Below are 18651 nucleotides of genomic sequence, written 5' to 3'. Positions count from 1 at the left end.
GCTATCGAATCCTGAAGTCGAACGAATAGGACGCGCCCACCCCGACCTTCGTCTGGTTCGACGAGCCCCGCAGCTTCACCAGCGGACTGTCCGCGGCATCGCCAAGCAGCTTCTCGTACTCGACATAGGCATGGACTTCCCATTGCGGATTGATGCGATAGGAGATCTGGCTGCCGAAGCCGACCGAATGCGCGCCGCCCTTGGCGTCATAGGTCGGCAATCCTGATGCCGCCGCCTGCACCGCATCGACGCCGAAATACGGCGCGGTCGCCTTGGTGCTCTTCCAGGTGAAGCGCGGGCCGGCCGAGACCGTGAGCCTCTGGATCAGCGGCACGATGACGTCGGCGGAGACGTCGGCGACCGTTCCAGTATGGCCACCCATGCCCTGGCGCAATTCGCTGCGCAGGCGCAGCCAGTCGATCGGATAATATTCGACGAAGCCGCCGAGCTCGTAGGCGGCCTTGACGTCGCCCAATCCGGTCAGCTCGGCATACTTGTCGCTCTTGCGCGACGAGACGTATTTGAACGCAGGCCCGGCGCGAAAATTGCCGACGTCGAGCAGCGCGATGCTCGCGCTGTCGCGCGGCCCGCGAAACTGGTCGGCCGATCCGGCGCGGCGGATCGAGAAGATCGGGACCGGCACGGCCGTTCCGTTCTTCGATCCGACGAAATCAGGCCTGTATTCGCCGCCGATGCCGACCATGACGGTCCAGTTGCCGGAAGGAGACGGCAGCATCGGCACCTCGAACGGCGGCGCGGGCAGCGTGAAGGCAGTCTGCGCCGATGCAGATTGCACGGTCGCCATGATTGCGCCGAGTGCGGCAAGGCAAGCGGTCGTCCGCCGCGCACGCACCGTGAGGCGGAGAGCGGCTTCGTCAAAGTCATTCATTACGGGGCCCCATCGGCCTTGCTGGCCGAGTCGATTGGTGTGGTTCGGAGCCCAGCATGTGGTCCGGCAAAATTGCCCCAAGATTGCAACGGGCAAGCCTGCCTGCGACATTCCGCGCGGGAGGTGCGCCGCCGGACCAACATTGCCCGAACATTGCCCGGCCGCACTCAGGCTCCAAAACTTTGCCCGCCGATGCCGGTCAGCCCGCTGGTTCCTGCCTTTTATTCGCCAAGCTCGCTGCCTTAAACGGAACCCGCGCACGAACCGAACCGCCGGAATTCGGCCAGAGAGCGTCAAGGTCAGGGTTTTATTGCCCCAGCAGAGTCAAGGACGACCCGCGTGCGCTCCCTCGTGATCGAAGACGAACCGCAGATCGGCGCCTATGTCAGCCGCCTGCTCGGACAACTGCACGGCGTCGTCGACGTGGTCGGCTCGATCGCCGACGCGCGCCTGGCGCTGGATAATTTCAAATATGATCTCGCCATCGTCGACCGCATGCTGCCCGACGGCGATGCGCTGCAGGTGGTCGCAGCGCTGAGCCAGTCGCCGGACCGCCCCGCGATCATCATGCTGACGTCCAAGGATGCCAAGGAGGACGTCGTCGACGGCCTCAACGGCGGCGCCGACGACTATCTCGGAAAACCGTTCGAGCCACAGGAGTTGATCGCACGGGTGCGCGCGGTGCTGCGGCGGCCCCGGCTGCTCGCGCCGTCCGTGCTGTCGCTCGGCAATGTCGAGCTGCATCTCGGCAGCAACGAGGCGGTCGTCGCCGACACCAAAGTGCTGCTGCGGCGGCGCGAGGCGCTGATCCTCGGCGCGCTGCTGATGCGGCGCGACCGCGTCATCACCCGCGCCGCCCTGATCGAGGAGATCTACGGCTTCGACGACGAGATCGAATCCAACACGCTCGAAGCGCAGGTCTCGCGCCTGAGGAAGAAGCTGGCCGAGCTCGGCGGCGACGTCGAGATCCGTAGCATGCGCGGCATCGGCTACATCCTGCGCCTGGCAAACCAGCGATGACGTCAATCGCCCGGACGTTCGCAATCTCGCTCGGCATTGCCGCGACGACGATCTTCCTGATCATGCTTGGCCTCTTCATCTGGCGCTATCCGATGGAGGAGCGCGAGTTCAGGGCTTGCCGGGTTGTGGCTGCCGTTCTCGACCGCGCCACAATCATTGAAGGGCGGACCCTGACGGTACGCCCGACGCCCGGACTCGAAGAGCTGAAAGCGGATAGCCCTGATCTCTGGTACGTCGTGTCCGCTGGCGACATGGTCAGCGAGTACGGCAGCGAACGCCGGCCGGCGCTCCCCTTCGCGTTTCCCTATCACGGGCCGATCGGCTCCTCTGTCTTCAACACGCTCGACCAGAAGAGCACCTTCTGCCTCGCCGTCATGCAAAGAGGTTCGTTGCAGCTCGCGATGATGGTCGGCGAGCCTCAAGTCCGTTTCGGCCGGATGGCAAGAAACTTTCTCATCCGCAGCGTCTTTTCGATCACGCTGCTGGCGCTGGCCTTTGCCGCGACCGTTGCCGTCGGCGCAGCGCTGGCCGCGCGTTTCGTCTCACGCGGTATCGAACGGGTGGCGCTTCGCGCGCTCGCAATCGACCCCGCGGCACCGCAAGGTCTGATCTCCCTGTCCGAAGTCCCTCGCGAGTTGAAGCCGCTGGTCGAGGCGCTGAACCGCGCCTTCGGCGAGATCGACGCCTATATCCGGATGCAGCGCCGCTTCCTCGGCAATGCCGCCCATCAGCTCCGTACGCCGCTGACCCTGCTGCGCGCGAAGATCGACGACGTGCCCGAGCCGGTCCTGAAGGCCGAGCTGGTCCGGGACGTCCGCCGCCTCACCTCGCTCGTCTCCGCCATGCTCGACCTCGCGCGGCTGCAACACCACGCGATCGAGAAGCGGCCGATCGATCTTGCCGAGATCACGCTGGATGTGCTGGCCGATTTCGGCCCCTCAGCGCTGGACGCCGGCATCGAGCTCGCGCTGGAGAGCGCGCAGGAGGGACCGTTCCTGGTGCAGGGCGTCGATGCCGCCGTCCGCAGCGCGCTCGCCAATCTCGTCGGTAACGCACTCATCCACGCCCGTGGCGCGCGGCGCATCGTCGCCACGCTCAGGCACGGCAGCATCTCGATTGACGATGACGGCGCGGGCCTGCCGGGCGGCGCCGAGCACAGGCTGCTCGAACCTTTCCAGACCGGCAACAGCGCGGGCGACGGCGCCGGCCTCGGCCTGTCGATCGTCCGCGAGATCATGGCCGCGCATGGCGGCGAGCTCGTCATCTCCTCCGTGCCCAGCCGCGGCACGACGATGAGCCTGCGCTTTCCGGAAGCCACAGCGGCGACGAAATCACCGCAGCTCGATCTGCAAACGCACTAGCGCGGCGCTTTCGAGCCCTCCCGCGAAACCGTTCGGAAACATTGGCGCGGAAAGCTTCTTCTGCGTTTCGTCCGGTCGCCTCACGCAATCAAATATATCCGCGAGCGACCGGCGAATGTTCGTAGACAAGCGAACCTGTCGCGGCATCGCGGCGACCAAACCTCCGATTGCGACATTCAACGGAGATTTTCCCCATGCGCGTTCTTTCAATGATTGCCATCGCCGGTGCCATGATTGCGAGCTCGGCCAGTGCGTTCGCCGGCGAATTGCCCTCTTACGAAGTGAAGCCATTTCCGATCTCGATGACGCAGGTGCAGGTGCTCGGCGGCGCCGGAGTCGAGGAGCAGTCGACTGCGCCCGCAATGGTCGTTGCCGGCATGCCCGCCTCGCCCGCGCAAGTCTCGGTGCTGTCGCCGCGCGTGAAGCGGCTCGCCAGCGCGGGTTCGGAGAGCGAAGCGCGCTAAGCTTCCTTCATCGCTCGACAACAATCACAACGTCATGGCCGGGCTTGTCCCGGCCATCCACGTCTTGGCTTAGGGAACGACGTGTTCAGGTCATGCTGCCCGGCATGAAGCAGCGCACGCGCGGGTGACCGTCGATATAGTGCTTCCACACCATGGTGCGGCCGATCTTGTTCGGCTCGGTGATCACGGCGCCATCGGGCACGGTGACCCATTCATTGTCGATCTGCACGCGGTAATGGCCCTTGTCGGACTCCCAGTCGGCATCGGCAACCACATAGCCGTCGGCGTCCGAGCAGCATTGCCCATATTCGCTGTGCAGGCTTTCGAACCAGGGTTTTAGCGGCGAGTTGGCGTAGCGCCCGTCGTCGCGCGCCAGCGCCGATGTCGCCAGCAGCGCCGTCAGCCCCAGCAGCGTCGCTGCACACAGTCTTGCAAGTCTCATAGCGTCTTCCCGCGGATCGAGATGGTCATCGCGGGGGCACACCACGTCGCCCGCGCTCCGCGCAGTGGGACATGCGCGGCGCCGACGACTCGTTCCCCCAGCTGCTTTGCGACAGCTATGCAAATCGGGCGCCAACGTGCATTCCGGGGAACTACTGGCGCCCCTCGCCAGGGTAAACGTGCCGCATGTGTGACGTGCCGGCGATTTGCCGCGTGTTTCGGAGGCTTTCCTTGTTGCGTCAGGACGTGTACCAAGCTGCCGCGGACGCGCGCCGCAACGTTTAACTGACTGTTTCGAATGGAAGAATTGGGTGTTGGCGTGACTGGCATCGGACCGTCGGCGCGATGAGCGATTCGAAAGACCTGCTTCCCAGCCAGCAGGATCCGACCGACTTGCCCGCAAACCAGGTGCAATTTGCGCTCGTGATCTCGCGCATGCTCGACACCGTGAGGGAAGACCCGGAGGCCAGGCGGCAGATGGTCTATGACCTTGCCCGCTACAAGCTCCAGGAGCAGTTCACCTACGCCGACGCCAAGAACATCGACCAGATGAAGCGCGCCCTCGAGGTCGCCATCGACGAGGTCGAGAAATTCTCGCGCGAACAGGCGCCGCTGGAGCGCTTGCCGACGCAGCAGCTCGCATCGCCCAAAGAGGCCGGCGGTGTGCTGGTGCCCGGCGATGCGACCGTCTTGCCATCAGCGATCGGGAATCCGCGCGGCAAGCTGCCGACGATCTCGAGCCCGCTTCTCCCGGTCATCAAGCGGACGGCAGCGATCCTCCTTGCAATCGGCGCCGTCATCCTGATCGTCTCGCAGCGTGACAACATCGCTGCGCTGCGCCGGCAGATTGCGTCGCAGGCCCCCGATATCGCGCAGGTCGCGCCCAGGCCGGAGACGACGATCGCGGTTGCCAAGCCGGAAATGGTGCCATCCGTCCCGCCACCTCCAGCGCGCGTGCTTCCCTCCGACTACGGCATCTACGCCCTGATCGACGACAAGTCGCTGGCGGAGCTGACTGCGATCGCCGTGATGGCGCCGGACATGCGGATCGCGATCTCGCCGGAGTTCAAGAAACCCGACAAGCCGCATCTGCCGAACGGCCGCGTCAAGTTCATCGTGTTTCGCCGCGACATCTCAAACGTGATCCCCGAGCGCGTCGAGGTTCGCGTTGTCGCGAAGGTCAAGGAATTTTCGACCGACGCTGCAGCCAAGGCGACGGGGGGCGGAGATGATGTCGGCGTGATCCGCAACTTCACCTACCCGCTCCGGATCTCGCCGATTCCGGGCAAGGCCGAGATGTATGAACTCCATTCCGGAGATTCGGAACTCGAGCTTCCGCCGGGACATTACGTCCTGAGCCTGGGATCGCAGGCCTATTATTTCCAGGTCGACGGCGACATCACCGATCCCCGGCAATGCCTCGAGCGCGTCGTCGCCGGCAACGGCACTTTCTATGCGCCGTGCAGGAAGGCGAAGACGTAGTGACGTTTCCGTAGCCCGGGTGAGCGCAGCGACACCCGGAAACAACGGTCCCGCATATCGCTTCGCTCATGCGGGGCACTTGCGGGCCGGCCTCGCAATCGAAGTCGTCCCGTCACCCTGAGGCGCGAGCGAGCGGCGCCGATGCGCCGCTGAGCGAGCCTCGAAGGGCGACGGCCCGGCTGCATCTGGGCCCTGCATCCTTCGAGGCTCGGTCCACGATGCATTCGCATCGCGGGCCTCGCACCGCAGGAGGACGGGACGACGTTTCGCGAGAGAGGATGGAAGGTCAGGCTTCGCCGGCATCTCCGGCGCTCACCAAGACGACGCCGAGACCGCGAAAGCAGCCTACTGCTTCGGCGCCGGCGCCATCATCGCGCCGCCCTTCTTCGCGGGCGCGGGCGCCGGCTTGGTCGCCGCGGTTGCTTGCGGCGGCAGATACTTCGCCACGATCGCCGGATCGACCTGCGCGATGTTGGCATCCGGCAGGCGCGTCCAGGTCTCGTCCTTGCCGAACAGGGAGATGCCGAGGAAGCCGCGCATGGTCAGGGTCTGGCCATCCGGGCTCACCGTCATCTTGGCCTTCCAGATGTTGCCGTCGCGCGGATTGACGACGTTGCCGCCGTCATACTTCAAGCCGTCGCGCTTCATGTCGCGAATGAAGGAGAGCCCGAGCACCGGCTGGTTCTTGCGATCGTCGGTGCATTTCGCGCAGACCTCGTTCGGATCGTCGCCGGGGCGCGGAAAGGTCTTTGCGATCACGCCCTCGAAGATGCCGTTGTGGTCGATGAAGAGGAACCAGCCGACGGTCTTGCCGTCCTCGACCTTCTGCCAGAGCCCTGCGGCGGTTGGCTGGGCCGACGTCGCAGCCGGGGCTTGCGCCGCAGCCGGGCTCACCGCACCGATCGACAGCGCGAGCGCGAGCAGCGAGAGCAGCCGAATGAGATTCCGCATCATGATCACCTTGCTAAGCCAATCGCCTTGCCAAAGCCAAAACTGGAATGGCCGCAGACTACGGCGATTTCGCGAACGGTTCCAGCACCAGAAACATGGCGCAGCGCCTTGCCGCCCCCTCGCCGTCAGTTGACACCGAGCTTCTTTTGCAGGCTGGAGGACGAGGTCGTGTACTGGAACACGAGCCGCTTCTCGGGATAGACGTAACGATGGGCTTTTTGCGACATCAGCGCGCCCTCGTGGAAGCCGCACAGGATCAGCTTGATCTTGCCCGGATAGGTGTTGATGTCGCCGATGGCGAAGATGCCTGATACGTTGGTCTCGAACGCTGACGTCTCGACTGGCACCAGATTGTTCTCCAGCGCGATGCCCCAGTTCGCGACCGGGCCGAGCTTCATGGTCAGGCCGAAGAACGGCAGCATGGTATCGCAGGCAATGTCGCTGACGTTGTTGTCATTGCCCTTCACGGTGGCGCCGGTGAGCTGGCCGTCGGCGCCTGCGAGCGCGGTGACCTGGCCGAGCCGCAGATCCATCTTGCCGTCGGCGACCAGCGCGCGCATCTGCTCGACGCTGTGGGGCGCGGCGCGGAAATCGTCGCGACGGTGCAAGAGCGTGATGCGCTTCGCCAGCGGATGCAGATTGAGCGTCCAGTCGAGCGCGGAATCGCCGCCGCCGACGATCAGCACGTTCTTGTCGCGGAACGTCTCCATCTTGCGCACGGCGTAGTGCACCGAGGTGCCTTCATAGGCTTCGATCCCCGGCACCGGCGGACGCTTGGGCTGGAACGAGCCGCCGCCGGCCGCGATCACCACAACCTTGCACTCGAACACCTTGCCGGTATCGGTGGTGCAGCGGAACGCGGGATCGCCGATCTTCTCCACCGTCTCCACCATCTCGCCGAGATGGAAGGTCGGATGGAACGGCTTGATCTGCTCCATCAGCGCGTCGGTGAGGCCCTGGCCCGACACCTGCGGAATGCCGGGAATGTCGTAGATCGGCTTCTCCGGATAGAGCTCGGCGCACTGGCCGCCGACCTTGTCGAGGATGTCAACGAAATGCGCCTTCATGTCGAGAAGGCCGAGCTCGAAGGCGGCGAACAGGCCGCACGGGCCCGCGCCAATAATCAGCACATCGGTTTTGATCACGTCGCTCATGTCGTCTCTTTATCGATCGTTATCGGTTGGACGGCGCCCGGTGGGCAGAGGTGACCCTGCCTGTCTAGCCAACGGGGATGGATCAGGGAAGGCATAAAAGCGGTAGCGCCCCGCGGCCGCGCCCACTTGCCGGGTCAGGATAACTGAGCTGTAACGAGAAAAGATATGACGGAGATCAATCGGTGAACGCACCAAGCCGCCTCGACACGACGCCGCGCCTTGAGGACTTCCCTTTTCGCCTCAGCGACAATGTCCGCTTCGGCGATCTCGATCCGAACCAGCACGTCAACAACGCGGTCTACGCCACCTATTTCGAGACCGGCCGTGTTACGCTGATGAAGCTTCCCGAATACGGGCTGACCCCGCCGGGGCTGGCCTGGATCATGGTGCGGCTCGACATGCATTTCCGCGCCGAGCTGCACTGGCCGAACACGATCGAGCTCGGCCTCGGCGTGGTGAAATTCGGACGGACCTCGGTGACGTTCGAGCAGGTCGTGTTTTCGAATGGGACGTGCATTGCCTCGGCGACGTCGGTCGGCGTCTTGCTCGACGAGGCGACACGACGGCCGGCACCGCTGACCGCAGAGGTGATCGAGAAATTCAGGCCCTGGCACAAGCGCGGCATCGAGGTCGCGCCGCCGGGCGCATCGTAAAATGGATCAGGCCTGGAAGACCAGGCCTTGAAGATCAGGCTTTGAGGATCAGGCCTGGCGCTCAGGCGTCGCCACGACGAGACCGTCGAGCTCGTCGGAAACCTTGATCTGGCAGGACAGGCGCGAGTTCGGGCGCACGTCGAAGCCGAAGTCGAGCATGTCTTCTTCCATCGGCGTCGGGCTGCCGACCTTCTCGCGCCAGGCCTCGTCGACATACACGTGGCAGGTCGCGCAGGCACAGGCGCCGCCGCATTCGGCTTCGATGCCGGGAATGCTGTTGCGGATGGCGGCTTCCATCACGGTTGCGCCGTTCTCGATTTCCACCGTGCGGGTTTCGCCCTTGTGGTCGACAAAGTGAATCTTGGCCATGTGTGCTCGTGCTGCCGCGGTGCTGGTTAGGACTAAAGGAGGGTCTGGGCTGTCCTATAACGGGTCGGTCCGCCCGGCGCCATAGCGTTTTGATGCCAGATGGACCCGGGTTCGCGCGAAGAAAACGCGTCAAAACAACCGGCTAGCGCCCGCATTTTCGCGGGGTCCGCAGGCCTAGTGTTTCAGGATAGTCGCGATCGCGGCACGGACCTCGGCCACCGCCTCTTTCAGCGCGGCCAGCGCATGCGGTCCGTTGTGGCCGGTCCGGATCGCCGTCTCGAGGCTGGCGGCCGCATCGGCGACGGCAAAGGCGCCGATCCCGCGGGCCGAGCCCTTGAGCTTGTGCGCGAGCGCGCCGGTCTCGGCCGGCAGCGCGGTCATCGCCGCGAGCAGGCGGACGGCCTGCTCGGCGAACATCGCCAGCACTTCCTGTTCGAGCTCGGCGTCGCCGAACGTCATCCGGGAGAGGTGGTCGAGATCGAGCGGGCTGTCGATGGGCGCAAGCGGGGGCGAGGGCATCCAGTCCATCCGTTGCATTTCAGGCGTCATGGCGCAGGCCCCGGCATCGCGCATTGGCCGCCGGTCCGGCGGTCAGGTTCCCCCACCCAAGCATGGAAATGGTTAACGAATTGTTTGGGCCGTTTTACGCAAATCCGCCCGTTTATTGACGAAAAGTTGCCGCAATCGGCCGGGTTCGGTGGAGAATTACATTTATTGCTAAGGCGTTAGGCCGCGATCCTGTTAACGATGATTAAGATTGTCTTAATCGCAGGCATTTCATTCGCGACACTCTGCCAATAGGATGTTGCGGAAATTAGCGGACAAGCCGTCCGGGTGGGGACGGCTCGGAGATCCGCGCAAGCGGCATGTTCCGGTCTGTGGGCTTGCGTGAGTAGCGCGCAGGGCTCGCGGGGGGACGCGTACAAGTAACGAGGGCTCGGACTGATCATGGCCAACACTCCCAAAAAGGTCAAAGACCCCACAGAAGTTGCGCTTTCTGCGATCCAGGAAGCCCTCAACATCAGCGACACGGCTGCCGATACCAGCCGCAACGCCTCGATGCGCAACGAAACGCCGCCCCCGGTGGCACCGCCCGCGCCCCCGATCTTCGACGAACCGGACTTCGAGCCGCGCCCCGCCGCTAATGAGCGCGCCACCGTGTTCGATACGAGCGAGGAGCCGCGCGCGACGCGCCGCGCCGCCAACGACGACCGTGCAACCATCGGCCAGCTCCTGCAGACGTTGCAGACGAGCCGCCCCTCCCGCAACATCTATACCGGCGCAACAATCTTCACCGTCATCTGGCTCGCAGCGTGCGCCGCGCTGACGGTCGGCTTCCTGCCCTCGATCCAGGCGGCGATGGGCCAGAGTGGCGGCGTGCTGGCCATTGCCGGCCTCGTCACGATGTTCTTCGCCCCGATCATGCTGTTCTTTTTCCTGGCGAGCCTCGTCTGGCGCGGCCAGCAAATGAGCGCAGTCGCGCAAGCCATGGCGCAGGTCGCGATCCGCTTCTCCGAGCCGGAAGGCTCGGCTTCCGATTCCATGGTCACCGTGGGCCAGGCCATCCGCCGCGAGGTCGCGGCGATGGGCGACGGCATCGAGCGCGCGATTGCGCGCGCCGGCGAACTCGAGACGCTGGTCGCCAACGAGGTCGCCGCGCTGGAGCGCGCCTACAGCGACAACGAAGTGCGCATCCGCGCCCTGCTGCAGGACATCGCGCATCAGCGCGACAACCTGGTCGGCCAGGCCGAGCAGGTCCGCAGCGCCATCTCCGGCGTGCAGATCGACCTGCGCCACGACATCGCGCTGATCTCGGACGCGATCGCCTCGCGCGTCGACGAGGTCGCAAAATCCATCACCGGCGCTCTCGAAGAGCGCGGCGCCCACATCACCAGCGCGCTGAGCAATGCCGGCGACAACATGATCCTGGCGCTCGGCGAACGCGGCGGCGATCTGCTCGACCGCCTCGAGGAAGCCAGCAACGAGACCACGCGCGCCGTGCTCGATGCCAGCGAGCGGCTGACCACCAGCCTCAACTTCAAGACCGGCCACGTCCACGACGAGTTCGTCGACCTCGCCGACCGCGTCCACGAGATGCTGAACGAGCGCATCGACCGCATCACCGGCGAGTTCGAGCAGCGTTCCTCGGCGATCGTCGACGGCATCTCCGACCGCACCGAGCAGGTGCACGACTCCTTGAAGAACTCGTCGGACTCGCTGCTGCTCGAGCTCGAGCTGCGCTCCAACGACATCTCCGCCAAGATCGACGACGCCGGCCACCGGCTCGCCACGCAGATCATGACCTCCGGCGACAAGGCCAGCGAAGCGCTCGACGCCACCGTCAACACCCTCGTCGCCAAGGTGGTGACCCAGACCGAGACCGCGCATGACTCGCTGTCGCTGCAGATGAGCGCGTTCGACGAACTGGTGAAGAACCAGGGTAGCGAACTGGTCGAGAAGTTCGCTCGCGACTCCGGTACGCTGGGCGCGCTGATCACCCGCCACATCTCCGAGTTCGACCGCACCGTGAAGACGTTCGGCGGCGAGATCGTCGAGCGCATGGGCCAGCGCACGCAGGACATTCACGACTCGCTGAAGACCTATGTCGATAATTTCGACACCCGCTTCACCTCCAACGGCGGCGAGATCACCGCTGTGCTCGACCAGCGCCTCGTTCAGTTCGAGACCACGATCGGCGAACGCGTCTCCAACTTCGACGCCTCGCTGAACGGCAAGATCGCCGGCCTCGACAGCACGATCGAGGGCCACATCAAGACCTTCGACGACCAGCTCGTCGGCCGCATCGCTGCGCTCGAGGAGTCGTTCGACACCCGCGCCAAGTCGGTGACGGAGACCATCGACGGCCGCCTCAACTCGCTGTCGACGTCGCTCACCGACGGTGCCGCGCAGGCGATCCAGTCGGTCGATACCCGCCTGACCCACCTGACGTCGACGCTGACGGGTGGCGCGACGCAGGCGCTTGAATCCATCGAGTCCCGCCTCAGCCACCTTACGACGTCGCTCACCGACGGCGCAGCGCAGGCCATCGATACGATCGACGGGCGCCTCAACCATCTCACGAACTCGCTGAACGACGGCGCCACGCAGACGATCCAGTCGATCGATACGCGGCTGACCTATCTGACGACGACGCTGACGGGCGGCGCCACGCAGGCGCTCGAAGCCATCGACTCCCGCCTCACCTACCTGTCGACCGCCGTGACCAACGGCGCCCAGCAGGCCGTGCAGTCGATCGATACCCGCCTGACGCTGCTGACCTCGACGCTCACCGACGGCACCGCGCAGGCGATCGAGGCGGTCGACCGCCGCATCACCGGCGTCGCCGATCTCATCGACGGCCGCAGCGCGCACCTCACCGACACGGTCACGGCGCGCTTCCAGGACATCCACCAGGCCATCGAGACCAAGGTCGGCTCGGTCGCCAACGACATCGACGTGCGCGTGGCGCAGTTCGAGGACCTGCTCGGCTCGCGCGTCGAGGCCGTCGCCGGCCGCATCGAGAGCAGCGGGCGTCAGGCCAGCGAGGACATGATGTCCCGCGCCGAGATGATCTCGACCGCGATCCGCTCGCATGTCGAGGACGCCGAGCGCTCGCTCACCAACCTCGTGGTCAACACCAGCGAGACGATCCAGACCGGTGCGCGCACCGCGCAGCAGTCGCTGATGACGGTCTCCTCCGACGTCAACGCCCAGCTCAAGATGACCTCCGCCGAGGTCGAGCGCGCGCTGACCGCGGTCGGCACCGGTGCCGCGAACTCGATCCTGACCAGCGCCCGCGAGGCGCAGTCGTCGCTGGTCGCGGCCTCCGGCGATGCCTCCAACCAGATCAAGGGGCTCGCGGCCGACGTCGAACGCACGCTGTCCGCAGCCGGTTCGGCGACCGCCGCCTCGATCCTGGCGGGCGCCCGCGAGGTGCAGACCACGCTGGTCACGGCGTCCTCGGACGCGGCCAACCACGTCAAGACGCTCACCGCCGACGTGCAGCGCTCGCTGTCGCTGGCCGGCACCACCACGGCGGAATCGATCACCGCCGGTGCCCGCGATGCGCAGGGCGCGCTGATCGCGGCCTCGACCGAGACCGCCAACCAGATCAAGGCGCTGTCCTCGGACGTGCAGCGTTCGCTCTCGATGGCCGGCACGTCGACCGCCGAGACCATCATGACCGGCGCCCGCGAGGCCCAGAGCACGCTCGTCAACGCGTCCTCGGATGCGGCGAGCCAGGTCAAGTTGCTCGCGGCCGAAGTGCACCGCTCGCTCTCGCAGGTCGGCCAGACCACTGCCGAGACGATCACCACCAGCGCCCGCGACGCCCAGAGCACCCTGCTCGCGGTCTCGGCCGAACAGACCAGCCAGGTCCGTTCGCTCGCGGCCGAGATGCAGCGCGCGCTGGCAACTGCCGGCGGCGCCACCATCGAGGCGCTCACCAGCGGCGTCCGCGAAGCCCAGGGCACGCTGATCACCGCCTCGACCGACGCGGCGAGCCAGATCAAGTCGCTGACCACGGACATCGAGCGCACGCTGACCGCGGTCGGCGCCGACACCGCCTCGACCATCCTCAGCAGCGCGCGTGAGGCACAGACGTCGCTGACCTCGACCTCGGCCGATGCCGCGAGCCAGATCCGCACGATCTCGACCGAGATCGAGCGCGCCCTGAGCTCGGCCACCGCAAATGCGACCAACGACATCCAGACCAGCGCGCTCAACGCCCAGAACGCGCTGATCTCCGCCTCCAACGAGGCGAGCTCGCGGGTCAAGACCAGCTCGGCCGACGTCGAGCGTTCGGTGCTCGCCGCCAGCTCCAGCTTCGGCCAGGCTATGACCGGCAAGACCGACGAGATCGTCACCTATGTGCAGCAGCAGTCCGAGCGTCTGTCGAACATGATCGACGCCAAGCGCGGCGCGTTGGTCGATGCGATCGGCGCGAAGACCAGCCAGCTCACGCTCGACATCGACCGCGTCACTTCCGACGCACTGAAGTCGATCGAGACGCGCGGCCATGCCTTCTCGCAGACCATGATGGGTAACGGCTCCGAAGTCGCCCGCACCATCAATGCGGCGAGCGAGATGGCGACCGGCGCGGTCAACAAGTCGCTCAAGGACCTCGAGCAGGCCTCGCGCTCGGCGATCGACCAGTCGCGCCAGGTCTCGATCGCGGCCGTCACCGAGATGCAGGAGACCAGCAAGATCCTGCGCACCGACACGGTCGCCCTGTTCGAGCGTCTGCGCGAAGGCAACATCCTCCTCCAGGAGGTGCTGACCGGTGCGCACGACAACCTCAACTCGCTCGAGCGTGCGCTGGTGACCCGCGTCGCCGACTTCGTCTCGGCGATGAACGACGTCACCTCGCGCAACGGCGCTGCGACGCAGAACCTGGAAGACCAGCTCAACGTCTTCAACACGAAGACCACGCGGGCCCTGCAGGATCTCGGCGAGCTGTCGACCCAGTTCGACGCCCACGGCAAGGCGCTGGTCGATGCCGCGCAGGTCGTCGAGCAGAGCAACAAGAACACCACCGCCTCCCTCGCCGAGCGCAAGGCGGCGCTGGAATCGCTGGTCACCACCATCGACCTGCGCACCACCGATCTCGACCAGCGGCTGTCGCGCTTCACCGGCCTGCTCGATGAATCGCTGGCTGCCGCCGAAGAGCGTGCCCGCGACATCGCCCGCGTCGTCGCGGAGACCGCCGGCGCAGGCTCAGCCGCGATCACCCGCCAGTTCGAGGCGGTGCGCGCGGCCTCCGAGGAGGAGCACCGCCAGACCATCGAAGCCATGCACGACATCTACCGCACCACCACGGACGAAGCGGATGCGATGTTCAAGCAGTCGACGGAGAAGTTCACCAACCTCGTCTCCAGCATGAAGCAGATGGCGTTCGAGATGCACAACGAGCTCGAATCCACCCGCAACGAGCTGCGCCGCGGCGTGCTCGAGATGCCGCAGGAGGCCGCCGAGAGCACTGCGCAGATGCGCAAGGTGATCGTCGACCAGATCGAGGCCCTCGCCGAGCTCAATCGCATCGTGGCCCAGCACGGCCGTGGCCTCGACGTCTCCACGACCGGCCGCGCGTCCGTCGCCGTCCAGCGCCAGGAAGAGCCGATGATGGCGGCCGTCGGCGCGCGCAACACCGAGACCCGCATGCGCGACACCGGAAGCGCCTCGACGCTGCCGCCGCCGGACCTCGGCATGCCCGCGCCCTCGCGCCGCACCGAAGCGCCGTCGGTGGCACCTAGCAGCAACGACCAGGGCCGCGACGGCTGGCTGTCGGACCTCTTGAACCGTACGGACGCCAACCAGGGCGCCCCGAACGGCCGTGAGGCTCCCCGTAGCCGCCAGACCCCCGCGCCGCAGCCGCAGGCCCCGCAGGCCAGCAGCAATCCGCTGGAGTCGCTGTCGCTCGACATCGGCCGGCTGATGGACCGCAACCTCGCCGCCGAGATGTGGGACCGCTACCAGCGCGGCGAGAACAAGGCCTTCACCAAGCGCCTCTACACGCCCGCCGGTCAGAAGGCCTTTGACGAGGTCGCCCGCAAGTACCGCGCCGACCGCAACTTCAAGGGCACGGTCGACCGCTACGTCGCCGAGTTCGAGCGCCTGCTCGACGAAGTCGCCCGCGACGGCCGCGGCCCGCAGGAGCTGCGCAGCCACCTGACCTCGGAGACGGGTCTGGTCTACACCCTGCTCGCGCATGCGGCGGGCCGGCTCGGGTAAGACGCGGATCGCAACACGAATAGAAAACGGAGGCCTCACGGCCTCCGTTTTGTTTTTGGGGATGTCGGTGCGAGGCGCGGTCGTAGCCCGCATGGAGCGCAGCGGAATGCGGGGGGCCAAGCCAAGAATCCCGGATTGCGCTTCGCTCCATCCGGGCTACGAAGACAGCGAACACGCTCTCCACACCGTCATTGCGAGGAGCGAAGCGACGAAGCAATCCAGACTGCCTCCGCTGAGACAGTCTGGATTGCTTCGCGGAGCCTGTCATCGGGCCGCGCTTCGCGCGGACCCGGTGGCTCGCAATGACGAGGAGAGACCGGCTGCCGCCTACTGCCGCCTGCCGCTCGCGGAAGGCGCCGCCCTCGGCGGCTCGGGCGGCGGGGCGGCTTGCGAGCTATTGCTGGCGCCGAACAGGACGCGGGTCGGATTGCGGTCAAAATTGTTCACGGCGCGGCTGATGTCGCCGAGCGTGCGGCGGCCGTCGGCCATCAGCGCACCGGAGCGCTTGTCGAAATCGTCGGCGAGCTCGCGGATCGACTTCACCGCCTGGAACAGCTCGCCGCCGTCCTTGCCGCCGGCCAGCGTGTTGAGGCCGAGCATGAGATTGTCGGCCTTGAGCATCACGCCGTCGACCTTGGCCATCACGCCGTCGATCTTCTCGGAGTTGCGCGCCAGCGAGTTGGTGAAGGTCTCCAGATTCTTCAGCGAGTTCTTCACCGACTCCTGATTGTCGGCGACGATCTTGTTGATGTTCTGCAGCGTGCCGCGGATCGCCTCGGTGACGTCCTGCAGCTTGTTGGGATCGGCCGTCAGCGTCGGGATGCCGTCCTGGTCGAGCGGCGGCGCGGGAGCCGCCTCCTCACCGCCCTTCAGCGAGATCGCGGCAACGCCGGTGAGGCCCTGGAATTCGAGGCCGACCAGCGTGTCCTTGCGGATCGGGGCGTTGTTCTCGATCATGGCTAGTGCGACAACCCGCCGCGGGTTGTCGAGCTTCACCGAGACCACCTCACCCACCCGGATACCGTTGAAGTTGACGCTGCCGCCATTGCGCAGGCCCGCCGCCGGCCCCTCGAACACGACGCGCAACGGGCTGCGCTGCTTGGTGGTGTGCAGCGACTGGAACCACAGCACGAAGCCGATCGCCGCGGCGATCACCGCCAGCGTGAACGATCCGATCAGTACGTAATTTGCCCGCGTTTCCATCGGTTACTCCGGCACCTCAGCCCATCACCGCGCGAGCGCGCTTGCCATGGAAATATTGCCTCAGCCAGGGATGCTGCGAGGCCTGCATGTCGGCGATCGACCCTGCCGCAATGATCTTACCGTTCCCTAAAACGGCGATGCGGTCACATGCTGTGTAAAGGCTGTCGAGATCGTGGGTTACCATGAAAACGGTCAGCCCCAAAGTACGCTGCAGCGTCCGCACCAGCTCGTCGAAATCGCCGGCGCCGATCGGGTCGAGGCCCGAGGTCGGCTCGTCCAGGAATACCAGGTCCGGATCGAGCGAGAGCGCGCGCGCCAGCGCCACGCGCTTGATCATGCCGCCCGACAGTTCCGACGGAAACCGCTCGGCAACCTCGGGCTTGAGACCGACCATGGTCAGCTTGGCCATGGTGATCTCGTCCATCAGCCGCTGCGACACGCGAAGATATTCGCGCATCGGAAACTGGATGTTCTGCCGCACGGTCAGCGAGGAGAACAGCGCGCCCTGCTGGAACAGCACGCCCCAGCGGCGCTCGACGCCGCGGCGCTCGGCGCTGTTGGAGGAATCGAGATCGACGCCGAACACCTCGATGGAGCCCGCGACCTTCGGCACCAGGCCGATGATGGTGCGCGTCAGCACCGACTTGCCGGCGCCCGAGGGGCCGACGAAGCCGAGGATCTCGCCGCGCTTGACGTCGAGATTGAGGCCGTCGAGCACGCGCGTCGCGCCGAACTGCACGGTGATGTCGCGGACGCGGATGATGGGGTCCTGGATCCCGCTGTGAGCTTCCTGCGCCATCGTCACATCCCGATCGAGGCGAAGAAGATGGCGAACACGCCGTCCATCACGATGACGAAGAAGATGCCCTTCACCACCGAGGCCGTGGTGTGCTGCCCGAGCGATTCCGCGCTGCCCTGCACCGCGAGCCCTTCGACGCAGGCGACGATGCCGATCACGGCGGCCATGACAGGCGCCTTGACGATGCCGACGATGAAATGGTCGATCGAGATCGCATCGCGCAGGCGCAACAGAAACGCTTCGGGATCGACGCCGCCATAGAGCCACGCGACGAGACCGCCGCCATAGAGCGCCGCCATCGCGCCGAGGAAGGCGAGGATCGGCAGCGCCAGCACCAGCGCCAGCATGCGCGGCAGCACCAGCACCTCGATCGGGTCGAAACCCATGGTGCGCAGCGCGTCGATCTCCTCGCGCATCTTCATCGAGCCGAGCTCGGCGGTATAGGCGCTGCCCGAGCGGCCCGCGACCATGATCGCGACCAAGAGCACGCCGATCTCGCGCAGCACCAGCACGCCGAGCATGTCGACGACGAAGATGTCGGCGCCGAAGCGGCGGAAATGGAAGATGCCTTGTTGCGCGATGATGCAGCCGATCAGGAAGGTGATCAGCACGATGATCGGCACCGCGCGCCAGCAGACCTGCTCCATGTGGTGCACGGTCGAGGTCAGGCGGAACGAGCGCGGATGGATCAGCACGCGCCCGCCGGCGGCCAGCACCGCGCCGAGCATGTCGACGAGGCTCGCAACGGTTCCGGCGATGCCGGCCACGGCGCGGCCGATCTGCTCCAGCATGCCGCTGATGGTGATCGTGCTGCTGTCGACCACGGCCGTCGCCTTGACCCGGCGGACCTCGTCCACGAGGCTCGAATAGTTCGCGGACAGACCCGCGATCTGGGCCTCGACGGCGCCCTGGGTCAGGCTGCGGCGCAGCCGCTCGATCAGCCAGGCGCCAAAGGTGTCGAGCTTTCCGACCTCGGAAACGTCGATGAAGATGCTTTGCGAGCTGCCGGCGAGCTTCTCGGCGTCAGCCACCAAGCGCTCCAGAGCCGGCGCGAAGCTCGCGGTCCAGGTTCCGGTGGCGCAGAGAGCCAGCGCATTGCCCTTGGCAATCCGTTCCAGCTTGGGATCGCCGCTCAA

The 18651-nt window shown here is 65.9% G+C and carries 15 protein-coding genes; 6 read left to right on the top strand and 9 right to left on the bottom strand.

Features of this window, described 5'->3' with window-relative positions:
• Window position 1 precedes the first annotated feature (1 nt).
• On the bottom strand, window positions 2–889 hold the full coding sequence (locus RAD16_RS37630) for a MipA/OmpV family protein (RefSeq protein ID WP_458162921.1): 888 nt from the start codon (window positions 887–889) through the stop codon (window positions 2–4).
• Between the two features lie 339 nt (window positions 890–1228).
• Between RAD16_RS37630 and RAD16_RS37625 the strand changes: the two genes are divergently transcribed.
• From RAD16_RS37625 to RAD16_RS37615, 3 genes are all read left to right on the top strand, one after another.
• Window positions 1229–1909 (top strand): response regulator transcription factor, encoded by a 681-nt coding sequence (locus RAD16_RS37625; protein ID WP_458162920.1) that lies wholly within the window; start codon window positions 1229–1231, stop codon window positions 1907–1909.
• Window positions 1906–3270: a sensor histidine kinase gene (locus tag RAD16_RS37620; protein WP_458162919.1), complete on the top strand. Its 1365-nt coding sequence runs from the start codon at window positions 1906–1908 to the stop codon at window positions 3268–3270. Before RAD16_RS37625 ends, RAD16_RS37620 begins: the two co-directional genes overlap by 4 nt.
• A 194-nt stretch (window positions 3271–3464) precedes the next feature.
• Window positions 3465–3734, top strand: a complete 270-nt coding sequence (locus tag RAD16_RS37615) for a hypothetical protein (protein ID WP_458162918.1) — start codon at window positions 3465–3467, stop codon at window positions 3732–3734.
• 85 nt (window positions 3735–3819) lie between these two features.
• Here RAD16_RS37615 and RAD16_RS37610 read toward each other — a convergent pair whose 3' ends face one another.
• Window positions 3820–4176 carry a hypothetical protein gene (locus RAD16_RS37610; protein ID WP_458162917.1) on the bottom strand — a complete coding sequence of 119 codons (357 nt, stop codon included), beginning with the start codon at window positions 4174–4176 and terminating at the stop codon, window positions 3820–3822.
• A gap of 344 nt (window positions 4177–4520) precedes the next feature.
• Between RAD16_RS37610 and RAD16_RS37605 the strand changes: the two genes are divergently transcribed.
• Window positions 4521–5657: a hypothetical protein gene (locus RAD16_RS37605; RefSeq protein WP_458162916.1), complete on the top strand. Its 1137-nt coding sequence runs from the start codon at window positions 4521–4523 to the stop codon at window positions 5655–5657.
• A gap of 345 nt (window positions 5658–6002) precedes the next feature.
• On the opposite strand, the gene RAD16_RS37600 is transcribed toward RAD16_RS37605, so the two are convergent.
• Window positions 6003–6608 (bottom strand): DUF2147 domain-containing protein, encoded by a 606-nt coding sequence (locus tag RAD16_RS37600; protein ID WP_458162915.1) that lies wholly within the window; start codon window positions 6606–6608, stop codon window positions 6003–6005.
• A 125-nt stretch (window positions 6609–6733) separates the two neighbouring features.
• On the bottom strand, window positions 6734–7762 hold the full coding sequence (locus tag RAD16_RS37595; protein WP_458162914.1) for an NAD(P)/FAD-dependent oxidoreductase: 1029 nt from the start codon (window positions 7760–7762) through the stop codon (window positions 6734–6736).
• Window positions 7763–7944: 182 nt separating this feature from the next.
• Between RAD16_RS37595 and RAD16_RS37590 the strand changes: the two genes are divergently transcribed.
• Window positions 7945–8415, top strand: coding sequence for an acyl-CoA thioesterase (locus tag RAD16_RS37590; RefSeq protein WP_458162913.1), 471 nt, complete (start codon window positions 7945–7947; stop codon window positions 8413–8415).
• 48 nt (window positions 8416–8463) lie between these two features.
• Here RAD16_RS37590 and RAD16_RS37585 read toward each other — a convergent pair whose 3' ends face one another.
• Window positions 8464–8784: a 2Fe-2S iron-sulfur cluster-binding protein gene (locus RAD16_RS37585; protein ID WP_008143731.1), complete on the bottom strand. Its 321-nt coding sequence runs from the start codon at window positions 8782–8784 to the stop codon at window positions 8464–8466.
• Window positions 8785–8958: 174 nt separating this feature from the next.
• Window positions 8959–9303, bottom strand: a complete 345-nt coding sequence (locus RAD16_RS37580; RefSeq protein WP_458162912.1) for an Hpt domain-containing protein — start codon at window positions 9301–9303, stop codon at window positions 8959–8961.
• A gap of 429 nt (window positions 9304–9732) precedes the next feature.
• Between RAD16_RS37580 and RAD16_RS37575 the strand changes: the two genes are divergently transcribed.
• A complete protein-coding gene (locus RAD16_RS37575; RefSeq protein WP_458162911.1) occupies window positions 9733–15513 on the top strand; it encodes an apolipoprotein A-IV repeat region-like domain-containing protein in 5781 nt (1926 codons plus the stop codon).
• Between the two features lie 327 nt (window positions 15514–15840).
• Here RAD16_RS37575 and RAD16_RS37570 read toward each other — a convergent pair whose 3' ends face one another.
• Genes RAD16_RS37570 through RAD16_RS37560 form a run of 3 tightly spaced genes read right to left on the bottom strand, consistent with a single transcriptional unit; the run spans window position 15841 to window position 18651 of the window.
• Window positions 15841–16716, bottom strand: coding sequence for an MlaD family protein (locus RAD16_RS37570; protein WP_458162910.1), 876 nt, complete (start codon window positions 16714–16716; stop codon window positions 15841–15843).
• Between the two features lie 16 nt (window positions 16717–16732).
• A complete protein-coding gene (locus tag RAD16_RS37565; RefSeq protein WP_458162909.1) occupies window positions 16733–17515 on the bottom strand; it encodes an ABC transporter ATP-binding protein in 783 nt (260 codons plus the stop codon).
• A 2-nt stretch (window positions 17516–17517) separates the two neighbouring features.
• Window positions 17518–18651 carry an MlaE family ABC transporter permease gene (locus RAD16_RS37560; protein ID WP_458162908.1) on the bottom strand — a complete coding sequence of 378 codons (1134 nt, stop codon included), beginning with the start codon at window positions 18649–18651 and terminating at the stop codon, window positions 17518–17520.

The sequence above is a fragment of the Bradyrhizobium sp. 18BD genome, assembly GCF_054185225.1.
The sequence above is the reverse complement of the archived record's forward strand: the minus strand, read 5'-3'. Positions and strand labels throughout refer to the sequence as shown.